14 protein-coding genes and 1 pseudogene are annotated in these 20,391 nt (G+C 66.4%); 7 read left to right on the plus strand and 8 right to left on the minus strand.

Features of this window, described 5'->3' with window-relative positions; genetic code table 11:
* Positions 1-65 precede the first annotated feature (65 nt).
* Positions 66-437: a translation initiation factor Sui1 gene (locus tag P8H27_RS06330; RefSeq protein ID WP_289635863.1), complete on the plus strand. Its 372-nt coding sequence runs from the start codon at positions 66-68 to the stop codon at positions 435-437.
* A gap of 125 nt (positions 438-562) precedes the next feature.
* Positions 563-2,476 carry an arginine decarboxylase gene (gene speA, locus P8H27_RS06335; protein WP_289635864.1) on the plus strand — a complete coding sequence of 638 codons (1,914 nt, stop codon included), beginning with the start codon at positions 563-565 and terminating at the stop codon, positions 2,474-2,476.
* 52 nt (positions 2,477-2,528) lie between these two features.
* Here the strand turns inward: speA and P8H27_RS06340 are convergent, their stop codons facing one another.
* The gene (locus P8H27_RS06340) at positions 2,529-3,902 is read right to left on the minus strand and encodes an MATE family efflux transporter (RefSeq protein WP_289635865.1); all 1,374 of its coding nucleotides are present in this window, start codon (positions 3,900-3,902) and stop codon (positions 2,529-2,531) included.
* A 193-nt stretch (positions 3,903-4,095) separates the two neighbouring features.
* On the opposite strand from P8H27_RS06340, the gene P8H27_RS06345 reads away from it, so the two are divergent.
* Together P8H27_RS06345 and P8H27_RS06350 are read left to right on the plus strand one after the other, a co-directional pair.
* Entirely contained in the window at positions 4,096-4,560 is a 465-nt protein-coding gene (locus P8H27_RS06345; RefSeq protein ID WP_289635866.1) for an aminoacyl-tRNA deacylase, read from the plus strand.
* Between the two features lie 146 nt (positions 4,561-4,706).
* On the plus strand, positions 4,707-9,611 hold the full coding sequence (locus P8H27_RS06350) for an alpha-2-macroglobulin (protein WP_289635867.1): 4,905 nt from the start codon (positions 4,707-4,709) through the stop codon (positions 9,609-9,611).
* 40 nt (positions 9,612-9,651) lie between these two features.
* On the opposite strand, the gene P8H27_RS06355 is transcribed toward P8H27_RS06350, so the two are convergent.
* Complete coding sequence (locus P8H27_RS06355; RefSeq protein WP_289635868.1) at positions 9,652-9,945, minus strand: hypothetical protein; 294 nt, start codon at positions 9,943-9,945, stop codon at positions 9,652-9,654.
* 212 nt (positions 9,946-10,157) lie between these two features.
* Here P8H27_RS06355 and pbpC point away from each other — a divergent pair, with 212 nt between their 5' ends.
* The gene (pbpC, locus tag P8H27_RS06360; RefSeq protein WP_289635882.1) at positions 10,158-12,479 is read left to right on the plus strand and encodes a peptidoglycan glycosyltransferase PbpC; all 2,322 of its coding nucleotides are present in this window, start codon (positions 10,158-10,160) and stop codon (positions 12,477-12,479) included.
* Positions 12,480-12,508: 29 nt separating this feature from the next.
* On the opposite strand, the gene P8H27_RS06365 is transcribed toward pbpC, so the two are convergent.
* The gene (locus P8H27_RS06365) at positions 12,509-13,309 is read right to left on the minus strand and encodes an ABC transporter substrate-binding protein (RefSeq protein ID WP_289635869.1); all 801 of its coding nucleotides are present in this window, start codon (positions 13,307-13,309) and stop codon (positions 12,509-12,511) included.
* 473 nt (positions 13,310-13,782) lie between these two features.
* Between P8H27_RS06365 and P8H27_RS20610 the strand changes: the two are divergent.
* Together P8H27_RS20610 and P8H27_RS20615 are read left to right on the plus strand one after the other, a co-directional pair.
* Positions 13,783-14,799 (plus strand): annotated as a pseudogene (locus P8H27_RS20610) (cache domain-containing protein); the annotation flags it as partial.
* A 138-nt stretch (positions 14,800-14,937) separates the two neighbouring features.
* Positions 14,938-15,666: a methyl-accepting chemotaxis protein gene (locus P8H27_RS20615; RefSeq protein ID WP_374761335.1), complete on the plus strand. Its 729-nt coding sequence runs from the start codon at positions 14,938-14,940 to the stop codon at positions 15,664-15,666.
* A 6-nt stretch (positions 15,667-15,672) separates the two neighbouring features.
* Here the strand turns inward: P8H27_RS20615 and P8H27_RS06375 are convergent, their stop codons facing one another.
* The 5 genes from P8H27_RS06375 to P8H27_RS06395 all read right to left on the minus strand — a co-directional run.
* Complete coding sequence (locus P8H27_RS06375) at positions 15,673-16,797, minus strand: diguanylate cyclase (protein ID WP_289635871.1); 1,125 nt, start codon at positions 16,795-16,797, stop codon at positions 15,673-15,675.
* Between the two features lie 136 nt (positions 16,798-16,933).
* The gene (locus P8H27_RS06380; RefSeq protein WP_289635872.1) at positions 16,934-17,785 is read right to left on the minus strand and encodes a universal stress protein; all 852 of its coding nucleotides are present in this window, start codon (positions 17,783-17,785) and stop codon (positions 16,934-16,936) included.
* Between the two features lie 12 nt (positions 17,786-17,797).
* Complete coding sequence (locus tag P8H27_RS06385) at positions 17,798-19,285, minus strand: SulP family inorganic anion transporter (protein ID WP_289635873.1); 1,488 nt, start codon at positions 19,283-19,285, stop codon at positions 17,798-17,800.
* Between the two features lie 419 nt (positions 19,286-19,704).
* Positions 19,705-20,193 carry a GNAT family N-acetyltransferase gene (locus tag P8H27_RS06390; protein WP_289635874.1) on the minus strand — a complete coding sequence of 163 codons (489 nt, stop codon included), beginning with the start codon at positions 20,191-20,193 and terminating at the stop codon, positions 19,705-19,707.
* Positions 20,194-20,226: 33 nt separating this feature from the next.
* Positions 20,227-20,391: DUF4136 domain-containing protein (locus P8H27_RS06395; protein ID WP_289635883.1), on the minus strand; the 165-nt coding region annotated here is incomplete at its 5' end.

Genomic DNA, 20,391 nt, shown 5'->3' on the forward strand with positions numbered 1-20,391 from the left:
GTGGGGCTTCGCGGTCGATGCAGATCGGCCAGTCGCTATCCTGACCCCACATGAGGAAAAGCCCGGTGGTCAAGAAAGCCTCGTCATTCGCCGCCCTCGGCGGCCTGGTGTATTCCACCGACAGCGGCCGGCATTGCCCGGACTGCGCTCAGCCGGTGGCTGCCTGCATCTGTAAAAACACCCAGATTCCCGCCGGTGACGGCATCGCCCGCGTGCGCCGCGAAAGCAAAGGCCGTGGCGGCAAGACGGTGACCACCGTCAGTGGCGTGCCCCTGGCCGAAGACGCCCTGAAAGAACTGACCACGGCGCTGAAGAAGCGTTGCGGCTGCGGTGGCTCGCTGAAGGAGGGGGTGATCGAGATTCAGGGCGATCAAGTCGAGCTGTTGCTCGAGGAACTGCTCAAACGCGGCTTCAAAGCCAAAAAATCCGGCGGCTAGCCCCAGGTTTTCTAAACTTCCCCGGCAAATGGTTCGTCCATTGCCGGGCAATCGTCATTTCCAGACGTTAATCTGCACGGGCCCCGGTTGATCCGGGGCTTCAATCGCCAGCAAGGGAGACTTCGATGTCTGCACGACGCACACGCAAAGATGACGGCAGCCAGTGGACAGTAGCGGACAGTCGCAGCGTCTACGGCATTCGCCATTGGGGCGCGGGCTATTTTGCAATCAATGACAGCGGCCGCGTCGAAGTGCGTCCGAATGGCCCCGAGAGCACGCCGATCGATTTGTTCGAACAGGTCGAGGAGTTGCGCCAGAGTGGCCTCAGCCTGCCGCTGCTGGTGCGTTTTCCGGACATTTTGCAAGATCGCGTGCGCCAGCTGACCGGTGCCTTCGATGCCAACATCGCCCGTCTCGACTACCAGAGCCGCTACACCGCGCTCTACCCGATCAAGGTCAACCAGCAGGAAGCGGTGATCGAGAACATCATCGCCACCCAGAATGTCTCCATCGGCCTGGAAGCCGGTTCCAAACCCGAGCTGCTGGCCGTGCTGGCGTTGGCGCCCAAGGGCGGCACCATCGTCTGCAATGGCTACAAGGATCGCGAGTTCATCAAGCTGGCGCTGATGGGGCAGAAGCTCGGCCACAACGTGTTCATCGTGATCGAGAAGGAATCCGAAGTGCAGTTGGTGATCGAGGAGGCGGCCGAACTTCGGGTCGCCCCGCAGATCGGCCTGCGCGTGCGCCTGTCGTCGCTGGCTTCGAGCAAGTGGGCGGACACCGGCGGCGAGAAATCCAAGTTCGGCCTGTCGGCGGCGCAGCTATTGTCCGTGGTCGAGCGTTTCCGCGCGGCCAAGCTGGATCAGGGCATTCGCCTGCTGCATTTCCACATGGGTTCGCAGATCGCCAACCTGGCCGATTACCAGCACGGCTTCAAGGAAGCCATCCGTTACTACGGCGAGCTGCGTGGTCTGGGTCTGCCGGTCGACCATATCGACGTCGGCGGCGGCCTGGGGGTCGATTACGACGGCACCCACTCGCGCAATGCCAGCTCGATCAACTACGACATGGACGACTATGCCGGGGTGGTGGTCGGCATGTTGAAAGAATTCTGCGACGCCCAGGAACTGCCGCACCCGCACATCTTCTCCGAGAGCGGCCGCTCGCTGACCGCGCACCACGCCATGCTGGTGGTGCAGGTCACCGACGTGGAGAAGCACAACGACGAAATTCCGCGGATCGAAGACGTCACCAGCCTGCCGGAAACCGTGCGTTATCTGGTCGAGCTGCTCGGCCCGACCGATATCGAGATGGTCACCGAGACCTACTGGCGCGCCACCCATTACATGAGCGACGTGGCCAGCCAGTACGCCGACGGCAAGCTCAGCCTGACCGAGAAGGCCCTGGCCGAACAGTGCTACTTCGCCGTGTGCCGGCGCCTGCACAACTCGCTGAAGGCGCGTCAGCGCTCGCACCGTCAGGTGCTCGACGAGCTCAACGACAAGCTGGCCGACAAGTACATCTGCAACTTCTCGGTGTTCCAGAGCCTGCCGGATACCTGGGCCATCGGCCAGGTGCTGCCGATTCTGCCGCTGCATCGCCTCGATGAAGAACCGTTGCGCCGCGCCGTGCTGCAGGATCTGACCTGCGACTCGGACGGCAAGATCAAGCAGTACGTCGACGAGCAGAGCATCGAAACCAGCCTGCCGGTGCACGAGGTGCGCGAGGCTGAGGACTATCTGCTGGGGATCTTCCTGGTCGGTGCCTACCAGGAAATCCTCGGCGACATGCACAACCTGTTCGGCGACACCGACTCGGTGAACATCTACCAGAACAGCGATGGCAGCGTGTACCACGCCGGCATCGAGACCCACGACACCATCGAGGACATGCTGCGTTACGTGCACCTGTCGCCGGAGGAGTTGATGACCCACTACCGCGACAAGGTGGCCAGCGCCAAGATCAGCGCCCGCGAGCGCACCCAGTTCCTCGACGCCCTGCGTCTGGGCCTGACCCGTTCGTCCTACCTGTCGTCCTGAAGGGAGGGGCGTGGCCAAACGGGCGCCCTGGCCGGCGTTCGGCTTTGCGCTGTTATCGGCTGACGGGACGCCCGCATGGCACCGGCGCTGCAGCGAACCAGCGGTCGTCGCGGGTCAGCTGGTAAGCATAGACACCCAGGCAAAGGCTGCGCAGCAGCATGAAGCCGAGGAAGGCCAGCCACAGCCCGTGATTGCCGAGGGGTTGCAGCAGCCAGACCAGCGGCAGGCTCAAGCCGACGGCCAGGAGCATGGCGTTGCGCATCTCGCGGGCGCGGGTGGCGCCGATAAACAGGCCGTCGAGCAGATAGCTCCACACCGCCAGCAGCGGCAGCAGCGCCAGATACGTCAGGTAGTCGAGGGCCAGGCTGCGCACCGCGGCGATGGTGGTTTGCAACTGGATAAACCAGTGCCCGCCGAGCAGAAACAACAGGGCAAAGCCGAGGCTGGCCAGCAGCGACCAGCCGCCGGCGACGATCAGGCTGCGTCGTAGCGCGTTGCGGTCGCGGGCGCCGAGGGCATGCCCGCACAGGGCTTCCAGCGCGTGGGCGAGGCCGTCGAGGGAGTGGGCGGTGAGCAGCAGGCCGTTGAGCAACAGGGCGTTGGCCGCCACCGTGGCGTCGCCCAGGCGCGTGCCCTGCACGGTAATCAGGAAGAACACCAACTGCAGCGCCAGGGTGCGGATAAAGATGTCGCGGTTCACCGCCAATAGCGGCCGCCAGTTCGGCCAGCGGCGCAGCGCCGGCCAGTCGATCTGCCCGGCATAGCCGCGTAACGCACGGCGTGCCAGCCACAGGCCGAGCAGTGCGCCACTCCACTCGGCGATCACCGAGGCCCAGGCCGCCCCGGCCACGCCCCAGTGCAAGCCGAGGACGAAGAGCAGGTCGAGGGCCACGTTGAGCAAGTTGGTGCTCAGCAGGATCGCCAGCGGCCCGCGGGCGTTCTGGGTGCCGAGCAGCCAACCGATCAGGGCATACGTGGCCAGCGCCGCGGGCAGGCCGAGCAGGCGGATCTGGAAGTAGCGGCGAGCCAGCGCATCCAGCTCGGCCGAGGGCTGCATCAGGCCCAGCGCCGCCGCACTGAATGGCAGCGCCAGCAGGATCAGCAGCAGCGCCAGCAGGGCGCCCAGTAACAGACCTTGCAGCAACACCTGGCGCAACGCACTGCCGTCCGCCCGTCCGCTGGCCTGGGCGGCGAAGCCGGTGGTGCCCATGCGCAGAAAACCCACGGCCCAGGTCAGCAAGGTATACAGGCTGCCGCCGACCGCCACCGCCGCCAGTTGATGGGCGTGGGGCAGATGACCGACCACCGCGCTGTCGACCAGTGCCACCAGCGGCACCGACAGGTTGGACACGATCATCGGCGCAGCCAGGGCCCAGACCCGCTTATGGGTGGGCGCGTGCTGCCAGGCATCGAGCAGTGCGGACATGGCGACTCCGGGCAAACGCCGATTATAGGCACGCGGCAGGCTGGGGGCAGGCGCGATAGTGCATTTTCGACTATGCCTGACGAGCGATAGCAGTAAGCGTTGCTTGGCGGCGTCGTTGCAGGCATGCAGGCTGACTAAACTTAGACAGGGAAATCAGCAATGGCCGCGAACGACACGGCCGAGGAGGTGGCTCATGCACATGGCGCAAACTCTGGAGCGCAGCCTGGAACGGGCGCATTGTCAGTTCAAGCTGGTCGAGCACATGCCCTCGGCGACCAGCCTGGAATCGGCGCGCAAGGCCGGGATTCCGGCTTCGCGCATGGCTAAATCGGTGATTCTCGACGATCGGCGCGGACACTACTTGATGGCGGTGTTGCCGGCCAATCGCCAGCTGGATCTGAACAAGGTGCACAAGGGCCCGCAGCGTTGGCAGTTGAGCGGCGAACAAGCACTGGTGGGCCTGTTCAAGGATTGCGAGCGCGGCGCGGTGCCGGCGCTGGGCGCAGTCTATGGCCTCGACATGCTGGTCGATCCGATGCTGGCACGGCAGCAGGACATCTACCTGGAGGCCGGCGATCACGAAAGCCTGGTGCACATGTCGGTCGACGAGTTTTTCAAACTGGCACCCAATGCCGAGGTTTGCGAGCTCTGCGAGTGAGTTCAGGCACAGTTCAGGCATATGATGCGGTTGCCGCAAGGCGAGGGGGGCGTCATGTGCTGCTTTTGTCGGGCCGGTCTCGTTGCTCCAAGGCGGCTCGACTATAGTGACGGGTTTCTGCACCCGTCATTTCGTTGGATCCTGCAATGCCGAACAAAGGACTGCTTCTGGCACTTATCCTGAGCCTGCTCAGCGCCTGTGATTCCTCCACCCCCGAACCGGCCGGAGTCGGCTCGAGCGCCGCCGTTGCCAGCCGCGTAGCGGCCAAGCCGGCGAGCGATCGCGCGGCCTTGGCCGCGCGCTATGCCGGGCGCGAGCTGAGCGTGGTGGACGTTTCCGAAGTGCAATTGGATGGCGCCAGCGCGCTGTCCGTGAGCTTTTCCGTGCCGCTGCAACCTGAGCAACAGTTCGCCGAGCGCGTGCACCTGGTCGACAGTAAAAGCGGCAAGGTCGATGGCGCCTGGGAGCTGAGCGACAACCTGATGGAGCTGCGTCTGCGTCACCTGGAGCCCAAGCGCAAGCTGGTGCTGACGGTGGATGCCGGGTTGCAGGCACTGGCCGGCAAGCCACTGGCCGCCGAGCACGTCAGCCGCCTGCAGACCCGCGACCTGCAAGCCAGTGTCGGCTTCGCCAGCCGTGGCTCCTTGCTGCCAACCCGGCTGGGCGAAGGCTTGCCGGTGATCGCGTTGAACGTCGATGCGGTCAATGTCGAGTTCTTCCGCATCAAGGCCGAGTCCCTGCCGGTCTTTCTCAACCGCTGGGGCCGCGCCAGCAATCTCGATACCTGGGAGGCCCGCTCGCTGTTGCCGATGGCCGAGCTGGTGTATGGCGGCCGTTTCGACCTCGATCCGCTGCGCAACACGCGCGAGACCCTGCTCCTGCCGATTGCCGGCCTGGCGCCGTTCAAGCAGCCCGGGGTGTACTTGGCGGTGATGCGCGAGGCCGGCAGTTACAATTATTCGCAGCCGGCGACCCTGTTCACGCTGAGCGACATAGGTCTGTCCGCCCACCGCTATCGCAATCGCCTGGACGTGTTCACCCAGGCTCTGGCTGGCGGCCAGGCATTGGCCGGGGTCGAGCTGGAGTTGCTCGATGGCAAGGGCCAACTGCTGGCCGAGGGCAAAACCGACGGCGCCGGGCATGCCGAGCTGCCGTTGCCGGCCAAGGCCGAGGTGTTGCTCGCGCACCTGGGCGAGCAGACCAGTTTGCTGCGTTTGCACGGCTCGGCGCTGGATCTGGCCGAGTTCGACATCGCCGGGCCCCAGGCCCATCCCCTGCAGTTCTTCGTGTTTGGCCCGCGCGACCTCTATCGTCCCGGCGAAAGCGTGCTGCTCAATGGTTTGCTGCGCGATGCCGATGGCCGCGCGGTCAAGGCGCAGCCGGTGCATGTCGAGGTGCGTCGACCGGACGCCCAGGTCAGCCGCAAGTTCGTCTGGCAGGCCGATGCGTCCGGCCTCTACCAATACCGGTTGCAGCTGGCCGAAGAGGCGCCGACCGGGCGCTGGCAGTTGCTCTTCGACCTCGGCGATGGCAAGCCGCAGCTGTATGAGTTCGCGGTCGAGGATTTCCTGCCCGAGCGCCTGGCGCTGGAGCTGCAGGGCAGCGATGCGCCGTTCGAACCGAGTGATAGCGCGCGTTTCGAGGTGAGCGGACGCTACCTGTATGGCGCGCCGGCCGCTGGCAATCGCCTCAGTGGCCAGCTCTACGTACGGCCGCTGCGCGAGGCGCTGGCGAGCCTGCCGGGTTACCAGTTCGGTTCGGTCACCGAGGAGGAGCTGAGCCAGGACATCGAACTGGACGAGGTCAAGCTGGATGAGCAAGGCCGGGCCAGTCTGACCATCGACAGCCGCTGGGCCGAGGCCAAGTCGCCGCTGCAGCTGATCCTGCAGGCCAGCCTGCAGGAGTCCGGTGGCCGGCCGATCACCCGCCGCCTGGTTCAGCCGGTATGGCCGGCCGAACGGTTGCCGGGGGTGCGCGGGTTGTTCGATGGCGAGCGGGTCGATGCCGACAGCCTGGCCGAGTTCGAGGTGCTGCTGGCCGATGCCGCTGGCAACAAGCTGGCCGCCGAGCAACTGAGCGTGCGCCTGATCCGCGAGCGCCGCGACTACTACTGGAATTTCTCCGACAGCGACGGCTGGAGCCATAACTACAACGAGAAATTCCTCACCCTCAATGAAGAAACCCTCAAGGTCGCGACTGGCGCTACGGCGAAGATCGGCTTTCCGGTGGAGTGGGGCCCGTATCGCGTCGAGGTGATCGACGCGCAGACCGGCCTGCTCAGCAGCCTGCGCTTCTGGGCCGGCTACCGCTGGCAGGACAACGCCGACGGCGGCGCGGTGCGCCCGGATCAGGTCAAGCTGGCGCTGGATAAGCCGGCCTATGCCGACGGTGAAACCGCCTCTGTCACGGTGACCCCGCCAGCCGCCGGTAGCGGCTACCTGCTGGTCGAGTCCAGTGACGGCCCGCTCTGGTGGCAGGAGATCGCGGTGCCGGCCGAGGGCAAGGCCTTCGCGATCCCGATTGCCAGGGACTGGGCGCGGCATGACCTGTACGTCAGCGCCCTGGTGATCCGCCCCGGCGAGCGGCAGAGCAACGCCACGCCGAAACGCGCGGTCGGCCTGCTCCATCTGCCGTTGCAGCGTGCGCCGCGCAAGCTGGCGCTGAGCCTGCACGCCCCGGAGCAGATGCGGCCGAACCAGCCGCTCAGGGTCAAGATCCAAGCGCGCAACGCCGACGGCAGTGTGCCCGAGCAAGTGCAGGTGCTGGTGGCCGCGGTGGACGCCGGCATTCTCAACATTACCGACTACGCCACACCCGACCCCTTTGCCGCGCTGTTCGGGCGCAAGGCCTACGGCGCCGATCAACTGGACGTCTACGGCCAACTGATCGAAGCCGGCCAGGGGCGGCTGGCCAAGCTGGCCTTCGGTGGCGATGCGGCTCTGGCCGGCGGCGGCAAGCGTCCGGACACCAGCGTGTTGATCGTCGCCGAGCAAAGCCAGGCGCTGCGCTTGAACGAGCAGGGCGAGGGCGAAGTCAGTCTGGATATTCCCGACTTCAACGGCGAACTGCGCCTGATGGCGCAAGCCTGGAACGATGAGCGCTATGGCATGGCCGAAGGCAAGAGCGTGGTGGCCGCACCCTTGATTGCCGAGCTGTCGGCGCCGCGTTTCCTCGCCGGCGGCGACGAAACCGCAGTGGCCCTGGATCTGAGCAACCTGTCCGGCCAGGCCCAGCAACTGCAGGTGCACTTCGGTGTCGAGGGCCAATTGAGCCTGATCGAGCCGGACGCGGCAGCGACGCCCCTCAGCTTGGCCGATGGCGAGCGGCGCATCCTGCGCATTCCAGTGCGCGCCCTCGGCGGCTTCGGCCAGGGCCGGCTCAAGGTGACGGTGCAAGGGCTCGCGCTACCCGGCGAAGACCTGCCGCCGTTCAGCCGCGAGTGGAGCCTGGGCGTGCGCCCGGCCTATCCGGCGCAGTTGCAGCACTTTCGCGCGGTGCTCAAGGAGCAGGCCTGGAACCTGCCGGCCGGCGCGCTGGAGGCCTTCGAAACGGCCGGGCTGGAGGCGCGCCTGGCGCTTTCCAGTCGGCCGCCGCTCAACCTCGGCGAGCAAATCCGTGCGCTCAAGGCCTATCCCTACGGCTGCCTGGAGCAGACCACCAGCGGCCTGTATCCGTCGTTGTATGCCGACGCGGCCAGCCTCAAACGCCTGGGCCTGGAAGCCGAGCCCGACGAGCAGCGCCAGCGCGCCATCGAACTGGGCATCGAGCGCCTGCTGAGCATGCAGCGCTACAACGGCAGCTTCGGCCTGTGGGGCGCCGACAGCGACGAGGAGTACTGGCTGAGCGCCTATGTCAGCGACTTCCTCCTGCGCGCCCGCGAGCAGGGTTTCGGCGTGCCGGCCGAGGCGTTGCACAAGGCCAGTGAGCGCCTGCTGCGCTACGTGCAGGAGCGCAACCTGATCGAGGTCGACTACAGCGACAACGCCAACCACAGCCGTTTTGCCGTGCAGGCCTACGCCGGTTATGTGCTGGCGCGCAGCCAGCAGGCGCCGCTCGGTGCCTTGCGCAGTTTGTATGAGCGGCGTAACGAGGCGCTGTCCGGGCTGCCGCTGGTGCACCTGGCGCTGGCCTTGCAGAAAATGGGCGACCAGCCGCGCGCCGACGCCGCCCTGGCCGCTGGCCTGGCGCGCCGCCGCGAGCGCAACAGCTGGCTGGCCGACTACGGCAGTCCGCTGCGCGATCAGGCACTGATCCTGGCCTTGCTGGAGGAGCATGGATTGGCCGCCGGCAGTCGCGAGGAGCGCCTGTTCGCCCTGGCCGATGAAGTGGCCGGTCAGCAGTGGCTGTCGACCCAGGAGCGCAATTCGCTGTACCTGGCCGGGCGCAATCTGCTCGGCCAGCCGGAGGCGGCTTGGCAGGCCAGTCTGAGCAGCGGAGCGTTCCAGTTCGAACTGAGCAATAGCCAACCCGCTCTCAAGCTGGACGGCAGCCAACTGGCTGCGCCCATGACGCTCAGCAATCCGGGCAGCCAGCCGCTGTATCAACAGCTGACCCTGTCCGGCTACCCGGTCAAGGCGCCGGCCGCCGGTGGCGACAACCTGAGTATTACCCGCGAGTACCTGGGCATGGACGGTAGCCCGCTGGATCTCGCTGCCCTGAAAAGCGGCGAACTGGTGCTGGTGCACTTGGCCGTGGCGGCCAGGCAACGGGTGCCGGATGCCCTGGTGGTCGACCTGTTGCCGGCCGGCCTGGAACTGGAAAACCAGAACCTGGGACTGAGCGCCGCCAGCCTGGAGGACGCCGGCAGCGCGGTGCAGGAGTGGCAGCAGTCGATGCACAACGCCCGCATCAAGCATCAGGAGTTCCGCGGCGACCGCTATGTCGCGGCCCTCGACGTCGGCGGCTACGACACCAGCCATCTGCTCTACCTGGCCCGCGCCGTGACCCCGGGCAGTTATCGTGTGCCGCCGCCGCAGGTGGAATCCATGTACCGGCCCAACTGGCAGGCCCTGGGTGAAACGCCGGGGAGGATGGTGGTCAGGGATCGTTGATGTAAAACTTCCCGGATGCAATCCGGGGGAATGGCAGTCGCTAGCTGATCAGCCCGCCGAGCAGCCACAGGCCGAAAAACAACCAGATCAATCCGGCGATGATCGAGCCGCGCAAGAAGGCGCGCACGGCGGCGTAGAGCAGCAGCAGGCCAATTACCAGCACGACCACGCCGAGCAGCGAGGGGGTTATGCCGAGCGCCTTGGACATGCCATCGATAAAGCCGCCGACCGCATCGCCGAATATGCCGAGGAACCCGCTCAGGCCTTCGACGATAAAGCGGATGACCGCGCCGAACGCCTGGCCGAGGGATTCAAAAAAACCTTCAACACTCATATTTTTTCTGTTCCGGTTGGTCTGGTGTAATTGCTGCTGGGCGCCAGTGTGCCAGTCATTTTGCGGCATCGCTGGCCTATTGGGCGTTTGGCGGCTGAGTGGGTTCCCGCCATTCGCGGATTGAATCTGGGCTGCCAGGGTTGTCGCTGGATCCAATATACGAGGAGTTCCGTGTGTTTAAGCCGATCGGCCGGGGAACCGGGCTATGGCCTGTGCTGCGCCGCCCATGGCTGGCAGCGCCCCTGTGCCTGGTGCTTGTGCTGCTTGCGGCCGACCGCCTGTTCCCGCTGCCGCTGCCCGAGGACGACCTGGCCCGGGTGGTGCTGGCCGAGGATGGCACGCCGTTGTGGCGTTTCGCCGATCAGGACGGGGTGTGGCGCTACCCGGTCAGCCCTGACGAGGTTTCGCCCTATTATCTGGAGGCATTGCTGACCTACGAGGATCGCTGGTTCTATCGGCATCCCGGGGTTAACCCCTTGGCATTGGCCCGTGCCGCCTGGCAGAACCTCGGTGGCGGGCGCTGGGTGTCCGGCGGCAGCACCCTGTCGATGCAGGTGGCGCGGCTGCTCGATCCGCATGCGCGCAGCTACGCCGGCAAGCTCAAGCAGCTGTGGCGTACCCTGCAGCTGGAGTGGCACCTGTCCAAGGACGAGATTCTGACTCTCTACCTCAATCGCGCCCCCTTCGGCGGTACCCTGCAGGGCGTGGCGGCCGCCAGCTGGAGCTACCTGGGCAAGTCGCCGTCCAGCCTGACCCGTGCCGAAGCGGCCCTGCTCGCGGTGTTGCCGCAGGCGCCCAGCCGGCTGCGCCCGGATCGTCATCCCGAACGCGCCCAGGCGGCGCGCGACAAGGTGCTCAAGCGCCTGGCCAGTTTCGACGTGTGGCCGCATGCGGCGATCGAGGATGCCCTGCAAGAGCCGGTGCTCCTCGCGCCGCGCCGGGAGCCACGGTTGGCGCCTTTGCTGGCGCGGCGGCTGAACCGCCGCGGCGGCCCGGCACTGATTCGCACCACCTTGGATGCGAGCCTGCAACGCCGCCTGGAAGACCTGCTGCTGGGCTGGCGCGCGCGGCTGCCGGAGCGCACTTCGGCGGCGATCCTGGTGGTCGAGCAGCCGAGCATGGCGGTGCGCGCTTATCTCGGCTCGCTGGATATTGGCGATGGCAAGCGCTTCGGCCATGTCGACATGATCAGTGCGCTGCGCTCGCCGGGCTCGACCCTCAAGCCGTTCCTCTATGGCATGGCGCTGGACGAAGGGCTGATTCATTCCGAGTCGCTGCTGCAGGACGTGCCGCGGCGTTATGGCGACTACCGTCCGGGCAACTTCGCCGCCGGCTTCAGCGGTGCGGTGGCGGCCAGCGAGGCGCTGGGCCGCTCGCTCAACCTGCCGGCGGTGCAACTGCTGGAAGCCTACGGGCCGAAGCGCTTCGCCGGCCAACTGCGCAGCGCTGGAGTGCCCCTGGCGCTGCCGCCCTTGGCCGAGCCGAACCTGGCGCTGATCCTCGGCGGCGCCGGCAGCCGCCTGGAGGAGCTGGTCGGCGGCTACAGCGCCTTTGCCCGTGGCGGCAAGGCTGCGCGCCTGCGTTTTCAGCCGCAGGACGCGCTGCACGAGCGCCGTCTGCTGTCGCCCGGAGCGGCCTGGATAGTGCGGCGCATTCTCAGCGGCCAGGCGCGTCCGGATCGCGACCCGCGTGCGCAGTTGTTGCAACGCCCGAGCCTGGCCTGGAAGACCGGTACCAGTTACGGCTTTCGCGATGCCTGGGCCATAGGCGTGGCGCCGCGTTATGTCATCGGCGTGTGGCTCGGTCGGCCGGACGGTACGCCGGTGCCCGGCCAGTTCGGCCTGGCTTCGGCGGCGCCATTGCTGCTGCAAGTGCATGACCTGCTGAGCAACCGCGACAGCCAGCGCGGCCTCGGCGTGCCGGCCGATCCACAGCCGGCCACGGTTGGGGTGGCGGCGATCTGCTGGCCGCTGGGCCAGCCATTGGCCAGGGCCGATCGCAACTGCCGACGCCAGCGCTTCGCCTGGATCCTGGAGGGCACCACGCCACCGACCTTGCAGGCACTGGATCAGCCGCTGGGGCTGGGCTTGCAGGAGCAGATCTGGCTCGACCACGGCGGGCGGCGGGTCGATGCCGGCTGTCCCGGCGCCCAGCCGCACACCCTGGCCCTGTGGCCGGCGCCGCTGGAGCCCTGGCTGCCGCGTCGCGAGCGGCGCAGCGCACGCCTGCCCGCCGTCGATCCCGCGTGTCCGCCGCAGCTCATGGCGCAAGCCGCGCCGCTGTCGATCGTCGGGGTTCGCGACGGCGACCGCCTGCAGCGCCCGGCCGGCAGCGCCGAAGCGCTGCGCCTGCGCCTCTCGGCCCTGGGCGGCAGTGGCCGGCGCTGGTGGTTCGTCGACGGCCGGCCGATCGCCGCGACCGCCGCCGAGGAGGCCGAGTTCAGCCATGCCTTCGAGCGCAGCGGCCGGTACCAGCTCAGCGTGCTGGACGAGAGCGGGCAGACCGCGCGGCTGGAGTTCAGCGTGCGCGACTAGCTGGCCGATTGGATCAGGTGCGATCCTGGTCAGGGGCAGCAGGATTGCTCCTCGGTCGCTGAACGGGTGCTGTCGCCCTCTGCTGGGGTGCAACAGGGGGAGGGGTGGCGCTCGGTTGTTGTGTCGGCTTGGTACTTCTGCAGGATGGCCTGCCAGGCCGGGTCGGCGTGCATCTGCTCGATGAGCGGCAGCAGATAGGCATGCACGGCGGCTTTGTCCTGGGGAACCAGAATGCGCCGTTCGAACACGTCGTGGGGCGTCTTGGAGACATGGAATGGCCCCTGCCGGGGCTCTGTGGCCAGCAGGTAATCCAGGGTCGAGCGGCTGACGATGCCGACATCGACACGTCCCTTGAGGATCATCTGCAAGACCTCCCGCTCGCCTGCGGTATTGCTCCTGAAGATCTTGCCGGCGCTCACCCGCTCATCGATGCCGGCGTAGGAAAACCCCAGCACCCCCGCGAGCCGCCTGCCGTCCAGCGACTCGGGGCCGCGGTAGTCGAAGGGGTTGCCGGCCAGGGAGACGATTTCGTCCTGGTCGTGAAACAGGCTCGGGGTCCAGAGGTATTTCTGCTGCTGCGGGTCATGGAACCAGAGCGGGGTCACGCCTATCACCACCCCGTCGAGCTGCCGGCGGGCCAGCGCATGTTCCAGCCGATTGCGCGGCAGAAACACGGTCTGAAAGCGGTAGCCGCGACCCTTGCGGTTGAGGTAGTCGGAAAAATCGTAATAGAGCCCCTGGCGCCGCTCGAGGTCGACGATGAACGGCGGCTTCAGGTGATAGGCATAGACGCTGATGAGCGGGCTTTCGTGCGCTTGAGACTGGGCCATGCAGGCGGCGCAGAAGAGTAACAAGGAAGCGAGGGTTGCCTTCATCATATTCCCATTGGTTCGGCCAACGTGTCGTTATCTGCTGTGATCAGCCTGAAAAAGGCGGTATTGCCGAGGGTGCCATGGCCGTGGCTGAGCGTGCAGGTGCTCTGCGGGCCACCTGGCGGGTGAATGTTGTGGGCACAGGGTGCTGGTGTTGGACTGCGCTCGTCAACCGGGCGATGCAGGCCGTTACGGCTGCGGCTCGCAAGACACTCCTGCGGCCTCCGGGCTCCGGGCTCCGGCGCGGGCCGCCCGCATCGTCCCCGGCCGCGGCCTGTTCGCCGCGCTCGGTAGCCACGGAGGGCTATCACTATTCGATTGTTTGTGCACAATACTGTATACAAAATTCCTGCCTGTGCATCGACAATAATTCTAGGAGATCCTCCATGCGCCTCTGGCAACGCAGTATTCAGTGGCAACTGATCCTCAGCATGGGCGCGGCTCTGCTCGCCAGCATCCTCATAGTGGCGGGCATCTACTCGGCGCTGGTTAATCGTCTGGCCGAGCGCTATCTGGTCGAGCAGGCGTTGCCGGCGAGCATCCTGGCGATCCGCAACGACCTGGAGCGGGTGCTCGCCGAGCCTCTGACCGCTGCCCGCGGCATCGCCGAGAACAGTCTGGTGCAGGACTGGCTGGAAAATGGCGAGGACGCCGCCCGGCAGGCCACCTTCGCCCGTTACCTGACGGGCGTGCAACGCCAGCAGAAGGCCCTGACCACCTTTATCGTCGGCCTGGACAGCGGCCACTATTTCACCGGCAAGGGCCTCGAGCGCCGCCTGGCGCGCGGGCCGGCCGAGAACGACTGGTTCTATGGCTTCGTCGACGGCGGCAAGGCCCGCTCGCTGGATATCGACATCGACCAGACCACCGGCGAGCCGACCCTGTTTATCAACCAGCGGGTCGCCGCCGGAGGGCAGACGCTTGGGGTGGCGGGCCTGGGCTTCAGCCTCGGCGCGATGTCCGAGATGATTCGCGACTTTCGTTTCGGCGAGGCCGGCCGGGTCTACCTGGTCGGTGCGGACGGCAGGGTCAAGGTGCATCCGCAGTCGGCGTTCAACAACAGCCGCGAGCTCGGCCAACTGGTCGGCGCCCAGGCGGCCGAGTTGCTCGGCAAAACCCGCGGTGCGGTGACTTTCCAGCGCGACGGCGAGGGCTTCCTGGCCATCGCCCAGCCATTGCAGGCGCTGGACTGGCTACTGGTGAGCGAGATACCCGAGGCGGAGATCTATGCCGAGGCGCGCCAGGCGCTGCTGATGAGCAGCCTGATCGGCATCGGCGTAGCCTTGGCTTTCCTCTGTCTGCTGGTGTGGCTGGCCCGTGGCCTGGTCAGACCGATCCGCCAGGTCACCGCCGCACTGGTCGAGATCGGTGGCGGCGGCGGCGATCTGACCCGCCAGCTGGACGAGTCGCGGGCCGATGAGCTGGGCGACTTGGCGCGCGGCTTCAACCGCTTCATCGGCAGCCAGCGCAGCCTGATCGGCGAGGTGCTGGCCACCAGCGAACGCCTGCGCAGTGCGGTCGGCCAGGTCGCCCTGGTGGTGGAGAACACCGCCGGGCGCGCCAGCCAGCAGCAGGAGATGACCGACATGGTCGCCACCGCGGTGCACGAGATGGGCCTGACCGTGCAGGAGATCGCGCGCAACGCCAGCAGCGCCGCCGATGCTTCGCACAACGCCCGCGATGAGGCACAGCGGGCCGGACTGGTGGTTGGCCAGTCGATCGAGCATATCGAACGGATGTCCGCCGACATCGGCGGCGCGGCCGCGGCGGTCAGCGAGCTGGCCGCGCAGGTGGCGTCCATCGATCAGGTGTTGGCGGTGATCCGCGGCATCTCCGAGCAGACCAACCTGCTGGCCCTGAACGCGGCCATCGAAGCGGCGCGCGCCGGCGAGCTTGGGCGCGGTTTTGCCGTGGTGGCCGACGAGGTGCGTACCCTGGCCAGCCGCACCCAGGCCTCCACCGATGAAATCCAGCAGATGATCCAGCGCTTGAAGCAGGGCGCGGACACGGCGGTGAGCTCGATGCATGCCGGGCAAGCGGCGACCAGTACCGGGGTCGCGGCCAGCCAGCGTACGGGCCAGTCGCTTGGCGCGATCACCACGCAGGTGGAAAGCATCAGCGACATGAACACCCAGGTCGCGGCGGCAACCGAGGAGCAGTCGTCGGTGACCGAGGAAATCAACCGCAACGTACAGGGTATTGCCGACCTGGCCCATGCCACTGCCGCCGAGGTACGTACCTGTCGCGCGGATTGCCAGATCCTGAGCAGCCTGGCCGATGCTCTGAGCAGGCAGATGGGTAGCTTTAGGCTCTAGCAGGTGTCAGGCCAGTTCGAGCCGATTGCGGCCCCTGGCCTTGGCCCGATAGAGGGCGTCGTCGACCCGCTTGTAGAAGGTTTCCGCCGAGTCGTCGCAGAGCGGCTGGAAGTTGCCGACCCCGAGGCTGCACGTGAGTGGCAGCTCCTGCACCTGCGCCTTTACCGGCAGGGGTTGCGCGGCCAGCGTAGCGCGAAAGCGCTCGGCCAGCGGGATGGCCTGCTCCAGCGCGGTGTCGGGCATCAGTACGGCGAACTCCTCACCCCCCAGGCGCAGCAGGATATCGCTGTCGCGGCGGAACACCTGGTTCATGCGTTCGGCAAAGGCCTGCAGGCAGAGGTCGCCGGTGCGGTGGCCGAACTGGTCGTTGACCTGCTTGAAGAAGTCGATATCCAGCAGAACCAGGGTCAGCGGGCTATTTTGCCGGCGCGCGTTGGCCAGCCAGCTGGGCAGCAGGGCGTTGAACTGATAACGATTGCCCAGCCCGGTCAGGGCGTCGGTGCGGCTGCGCAGATCCAGTTGCTCGCCGTGCTGCAGCAGGCGCAGCTCGCGCTCGAGGCCGATGCGGTACTCGCGGTTCCAGCGATAGAGGAACAGGCCCAGATAGCCCAGGTAGATCACCAAGGCTATGGATTCGCCGATATCGCCGATGCCCAGGTGGAACTTGACCGCGATGCTGGGCAGGTAGGTCAGCAGGATGGCCAGCGCGCAACGGCCCATGCGCATGGGGTAGGTAAATGCCAGGGCCGTGCCGAACACCACCACGCTGAGCATGGCCAACAAGTGCGAGGCGACTATCTCAGGGTGCAGCTGGATGCCCGCCAGCATCAGGCCCCAGGTCATTGACTGGAGGAGGATGACGAGCCAGTGCAGATCCAGCCAGCGCTGCAGGTGCGCCTGGTCGAGGCGTTCGGATGGGCGATGGCGGCTGCGCAGGGCGAAGAAAATCAGCAACAACAAGCTGCCGCCGGCCCACGCCCAGAGGTTCTGCCAGGGGTCGCTGCTGGTGAACCAGAGCAGAGCCCAGGCGAGCAGGTAGTAATAGCCGGCGAACCTGGAGCGGATATGGGTGTCGCTTGTCTCCCGCCACAAGCTGAGGCGGGTGCTGGGGGCCGCAGGCTCGGGCGTCATCGGCGTCGTACTCGGGAAGGTGCAGTTTCAGCCTAGTCGAACGATGCCTATTTGCCCTTGCCGGTGCGCGGGTCGCTGCAACGGCTAGTGCGGCCGCGGCCATAGTGCGTCAGCCAGAGCGGGTGCAGCGCTCTTGCTAGCGCAGGATCAGCAGCGGGCTGACGCTGGTGCGCAGCAAGTGGCTGGTGGTGCTGCCGACCAGGAACTGGCGAATCCGCGAATGGCCATAGGCGCCCATGGCCAGCAGGTCGATGCCGTGCTCGGCCTGGTAGGCGTGCAGGGTCGGTTCGACTTCGCCGGCGCGGATCGCCAGGTGCACCGCGCTGGCCGAACCTTGCAGCACGCGCTCGGCGGACTTGAGCTGTTCCCAGGCGTCGCTGGTATCGGCGCCGACCATTAGCAAGTGACACGGCAGGCCCTTGAGCAGCGGGCTGGCGGCGATCATCTCGATGCTTTTGCGCGCGGTGGCGCTGCCGTCGTAGGCGAACAGGTAGCTTTGCGGCGTCTTGAACTCGCCGCAGCTGATCAGGATCGGCCGTTGCAGGGTGCGGATGACGTTCTCCAGGTGGCTGCCGACCAGTTGGCTGAGGCTGGCACTGGTTTCGCCCTGGCGGCCGATCACCAGCAGGCGGATGTCCGCTTGCAGTTCGCTGAGGCTTTCCACCAGGTCGCCATGCCGTTGGCGCAGTTGCGGGTTGCTCACGCCATCGGCGATGGCGCGGGCCTTGGCCGCTTCGAGCAGGTGATGGCCCTGTTCCAGGGCCAACTTGCCGCGTTTCTCGTCGAGCGCCGCCAGTTCTTCCAGCAGGTGTTCGCGGCTGCCCAGGCCGATGGTGCCGCTGAGGTCGCTGTGCTGCGGGTACTGCACCTGATCCAGGACATGCAGGAAGCACAGCGGCGCGCCGAGGCGCTGGCTGGCCCAGGCGGCGTAGTCGCAGACGCCGGTGCTGGACTGCGAACCATCGATACAAGCCATTACGTGGGTCATGTTGTGCTCCTTTTAGTGGCCCATCAGTTGGTCGACGGCATCGGGTTTGTCGTGCACGCCAAAGCGGTCGACGATGGTGGCGCTGGCTTCGTTAAGGCCCAGCACTTCGACCTCGGTGCCCTCGCGGCGCAGCTTGAGTACCACCTTGTCCAGGGCTGCGACCGCGGTGATGTCCCAGAAGTGCGCGCGGGACAGGTCGATGACGACCTTATCAAGGGCTTCCTTGAAATCAAAGGCGGCGGTGAATTGATCCGCCGAGGCGAAGAACACCTGGCCGACCACGCGGTAGCTGCGCAGGCTGCCGTCGTTGTCGACGGCGGAGTCGACGTACAGGAAGTGGCCGATCTTGTTGGCGAAGAACAGCGCCGCCAGCAGCACGCCGACCAGCACGCCATAGGCCAGGTTGTGGCTATAGACGGTGACCGCCACGGTGGCGAGCATGACCAGGTTGGTCGACAGCGGGAAGCTCTTCAGGTTGCGCAGCGAGTCCCAGCTGAAGGTGCCGATCGACACCATGATCATCACCGCGACCAGCGCGGCCATGGGGATCTGGCTGACCCAATCGCTGAGGAACACCACCATCAGCAACAGCACCGAGCCGGCCACCAGGCAGGACAGGCGGCCACGGCCGCCGGATTTCACGTTGATCACCGACTGGCCGATCATCGCGCAGCCGGCCATGCCGCCGAGCAGGCCCGAGGCGATGTTGGCCACGCCCTGGCCCTTGCACTCGCGGTTCTTGTCGCTGCCGGTGTCGGTCAGGTCGTCGACGATGGTCGCGGTCATCATCGACTCGAGCAGGCCGACCACCGCCAGCGCGGCGGCGTAGGGAAAGATGATCGCCAGGGTCTCGAAGGTCAGCGGCACCTGGGGCCAGAGGAAGATCGGCAGGGTGTCCGGCAGCTCGCCCATGTCGCCGACGGTGCGGATATCCAGGCCGAGGGTCATGGCCACGGCGGTCATCGCCAGGATGCACACCAGCGGCGAGGGGATCAGCTTGCCGATCTTGGGCACATAGGGGAACAGGTAGATGATGCCCAGGCCGGCGGCGGTCATGGCGTAGACGTGCCAGCTGACGTTGGTCAGTTCCGGCAGCTGGGCCATGAAGATCAGGATCGCCAGGGCATTGACGAAACCGGTGACCACCGAGCGCGAGACGAAGCGCATCAGCGAGCCGAGCTTGAGGTAGCCGGCGCCGATCTGCAGCAGCCCGGTGAGCAGGGTGGCAGCCAGCAGGTATTGCAGGCCGTGATCCCTGACCAGGGTCACCATGACCAGGGCCATGGCCCCGGTGGCCGCGGAGATCATGCCCGGACGGCCGCCGACGAAGGCGATCACCACGGCGATGCAGAAGGAGGCGTAGAGGCCGACCTTGGGGTCGACCCCGGCGATGATCGAGAAGGCGATGGCCTCCGGAATCAGCGCCAGGGCGACCACCAGGCCGGCGAGCACGTCGCCGCGGATGTTGAACAACCAGGTGTTTTTCAGGCTTTGCAGCATGGCGTATTCCCAAAGGGCAGTGTTGCGCTGTCGCGCGAAAGCGCACGGCGAACTGGGTGAATGGCAGATTGAAAAATACAGCAGGCGCATGACTGAACGGCGTTCAGACGCGCAAGGGCGCACAGCCGAGCAATCGGGAGAGCCGACGAGGCGATGCAGGAGGGGGCGTAACGCTAAGGCGGCTTAGGCAGCCAGCGTAATGGTTGGGCCAGTGTCATGACGACCTGTCTCTATCCATGTAAGCAAAAAGGCCGCGCACCTTAACACGGCCAGGGCTTGCGCGCACCCGCGACCCGCGACCCGCGGCGTCAGGCGCAACCTGGCCGCACGCGATGATCGGGTTTGCGCGCCAACGGGCGCGGGTTTCATCCGTTATGCGAACCCAGGTGAAGCAGCCGCCGAGCGGGCCGCGAGACGATTTACAGGGCCTTGTCGAATTGGATCAGGGCCACCCGCGCGCCCTGCGGATCACGCCGTTCGACGATGCCGCTGAGCCGATAGCCAAGCTTGGGGTAGAGCAGCAGGCCGGCGCTGTTGGCATTGAAACAGGACACCTGCATGCGCGTGGCTTGGTACTGCTCGCGCGCCTGCTCCTCCATCACTGCCACCAGGTAGTGCGCCACCCCTTGGCCGCGGGCCTGGGGCGCGACCATCAGGTTGCCCAAGGCGCAGAAGTCGCCATGCTGCCACTGGTAGAAATTGGCGAAACCGGCCACCTGGCCATTCAGCAGCGCCACGGTGCTGCCGCGCCGTTCGGCCATGGCCGCGGCCAGCTGAGCGACGCTCAATGGCCAGACGGCCTTCGGATAGCTGAAAAACAGCTCAGTGGCGTTCTGGGCAAAGGTGGCGATGTCCACCAGGTCGCTGGTCGTGGCCGGGCGATGGCTGAGTTGCGGGTTGTGCTTCATTTAACCTCCTTGTTTAGGTTAGATAGCGGGCTGTCAGTATGGCGGATATTGGCTGAGTACCTTGGCCACCGTTTCGCGAATCTGCGCGCTACGTTCGCTCGGGTTCGGTTGGGCGCCGCGCAGGGTTTGCGCAGCGCTGCCGCGCCATACCAGCTTGCCGTCCCGGCCGTCGAACAGGTCGATTTGCAGGGTGCCGAC

The sequence above is a fragment of the Pseudomonas sp. sp1636 genome (assembly GCF_030376615.1).
Lineage (GTDB): Bacteria > Pseudomonadota > Gammaproteobacteria > Pseudomonadales > Pseudomonadaceae > Aquipseudomonas.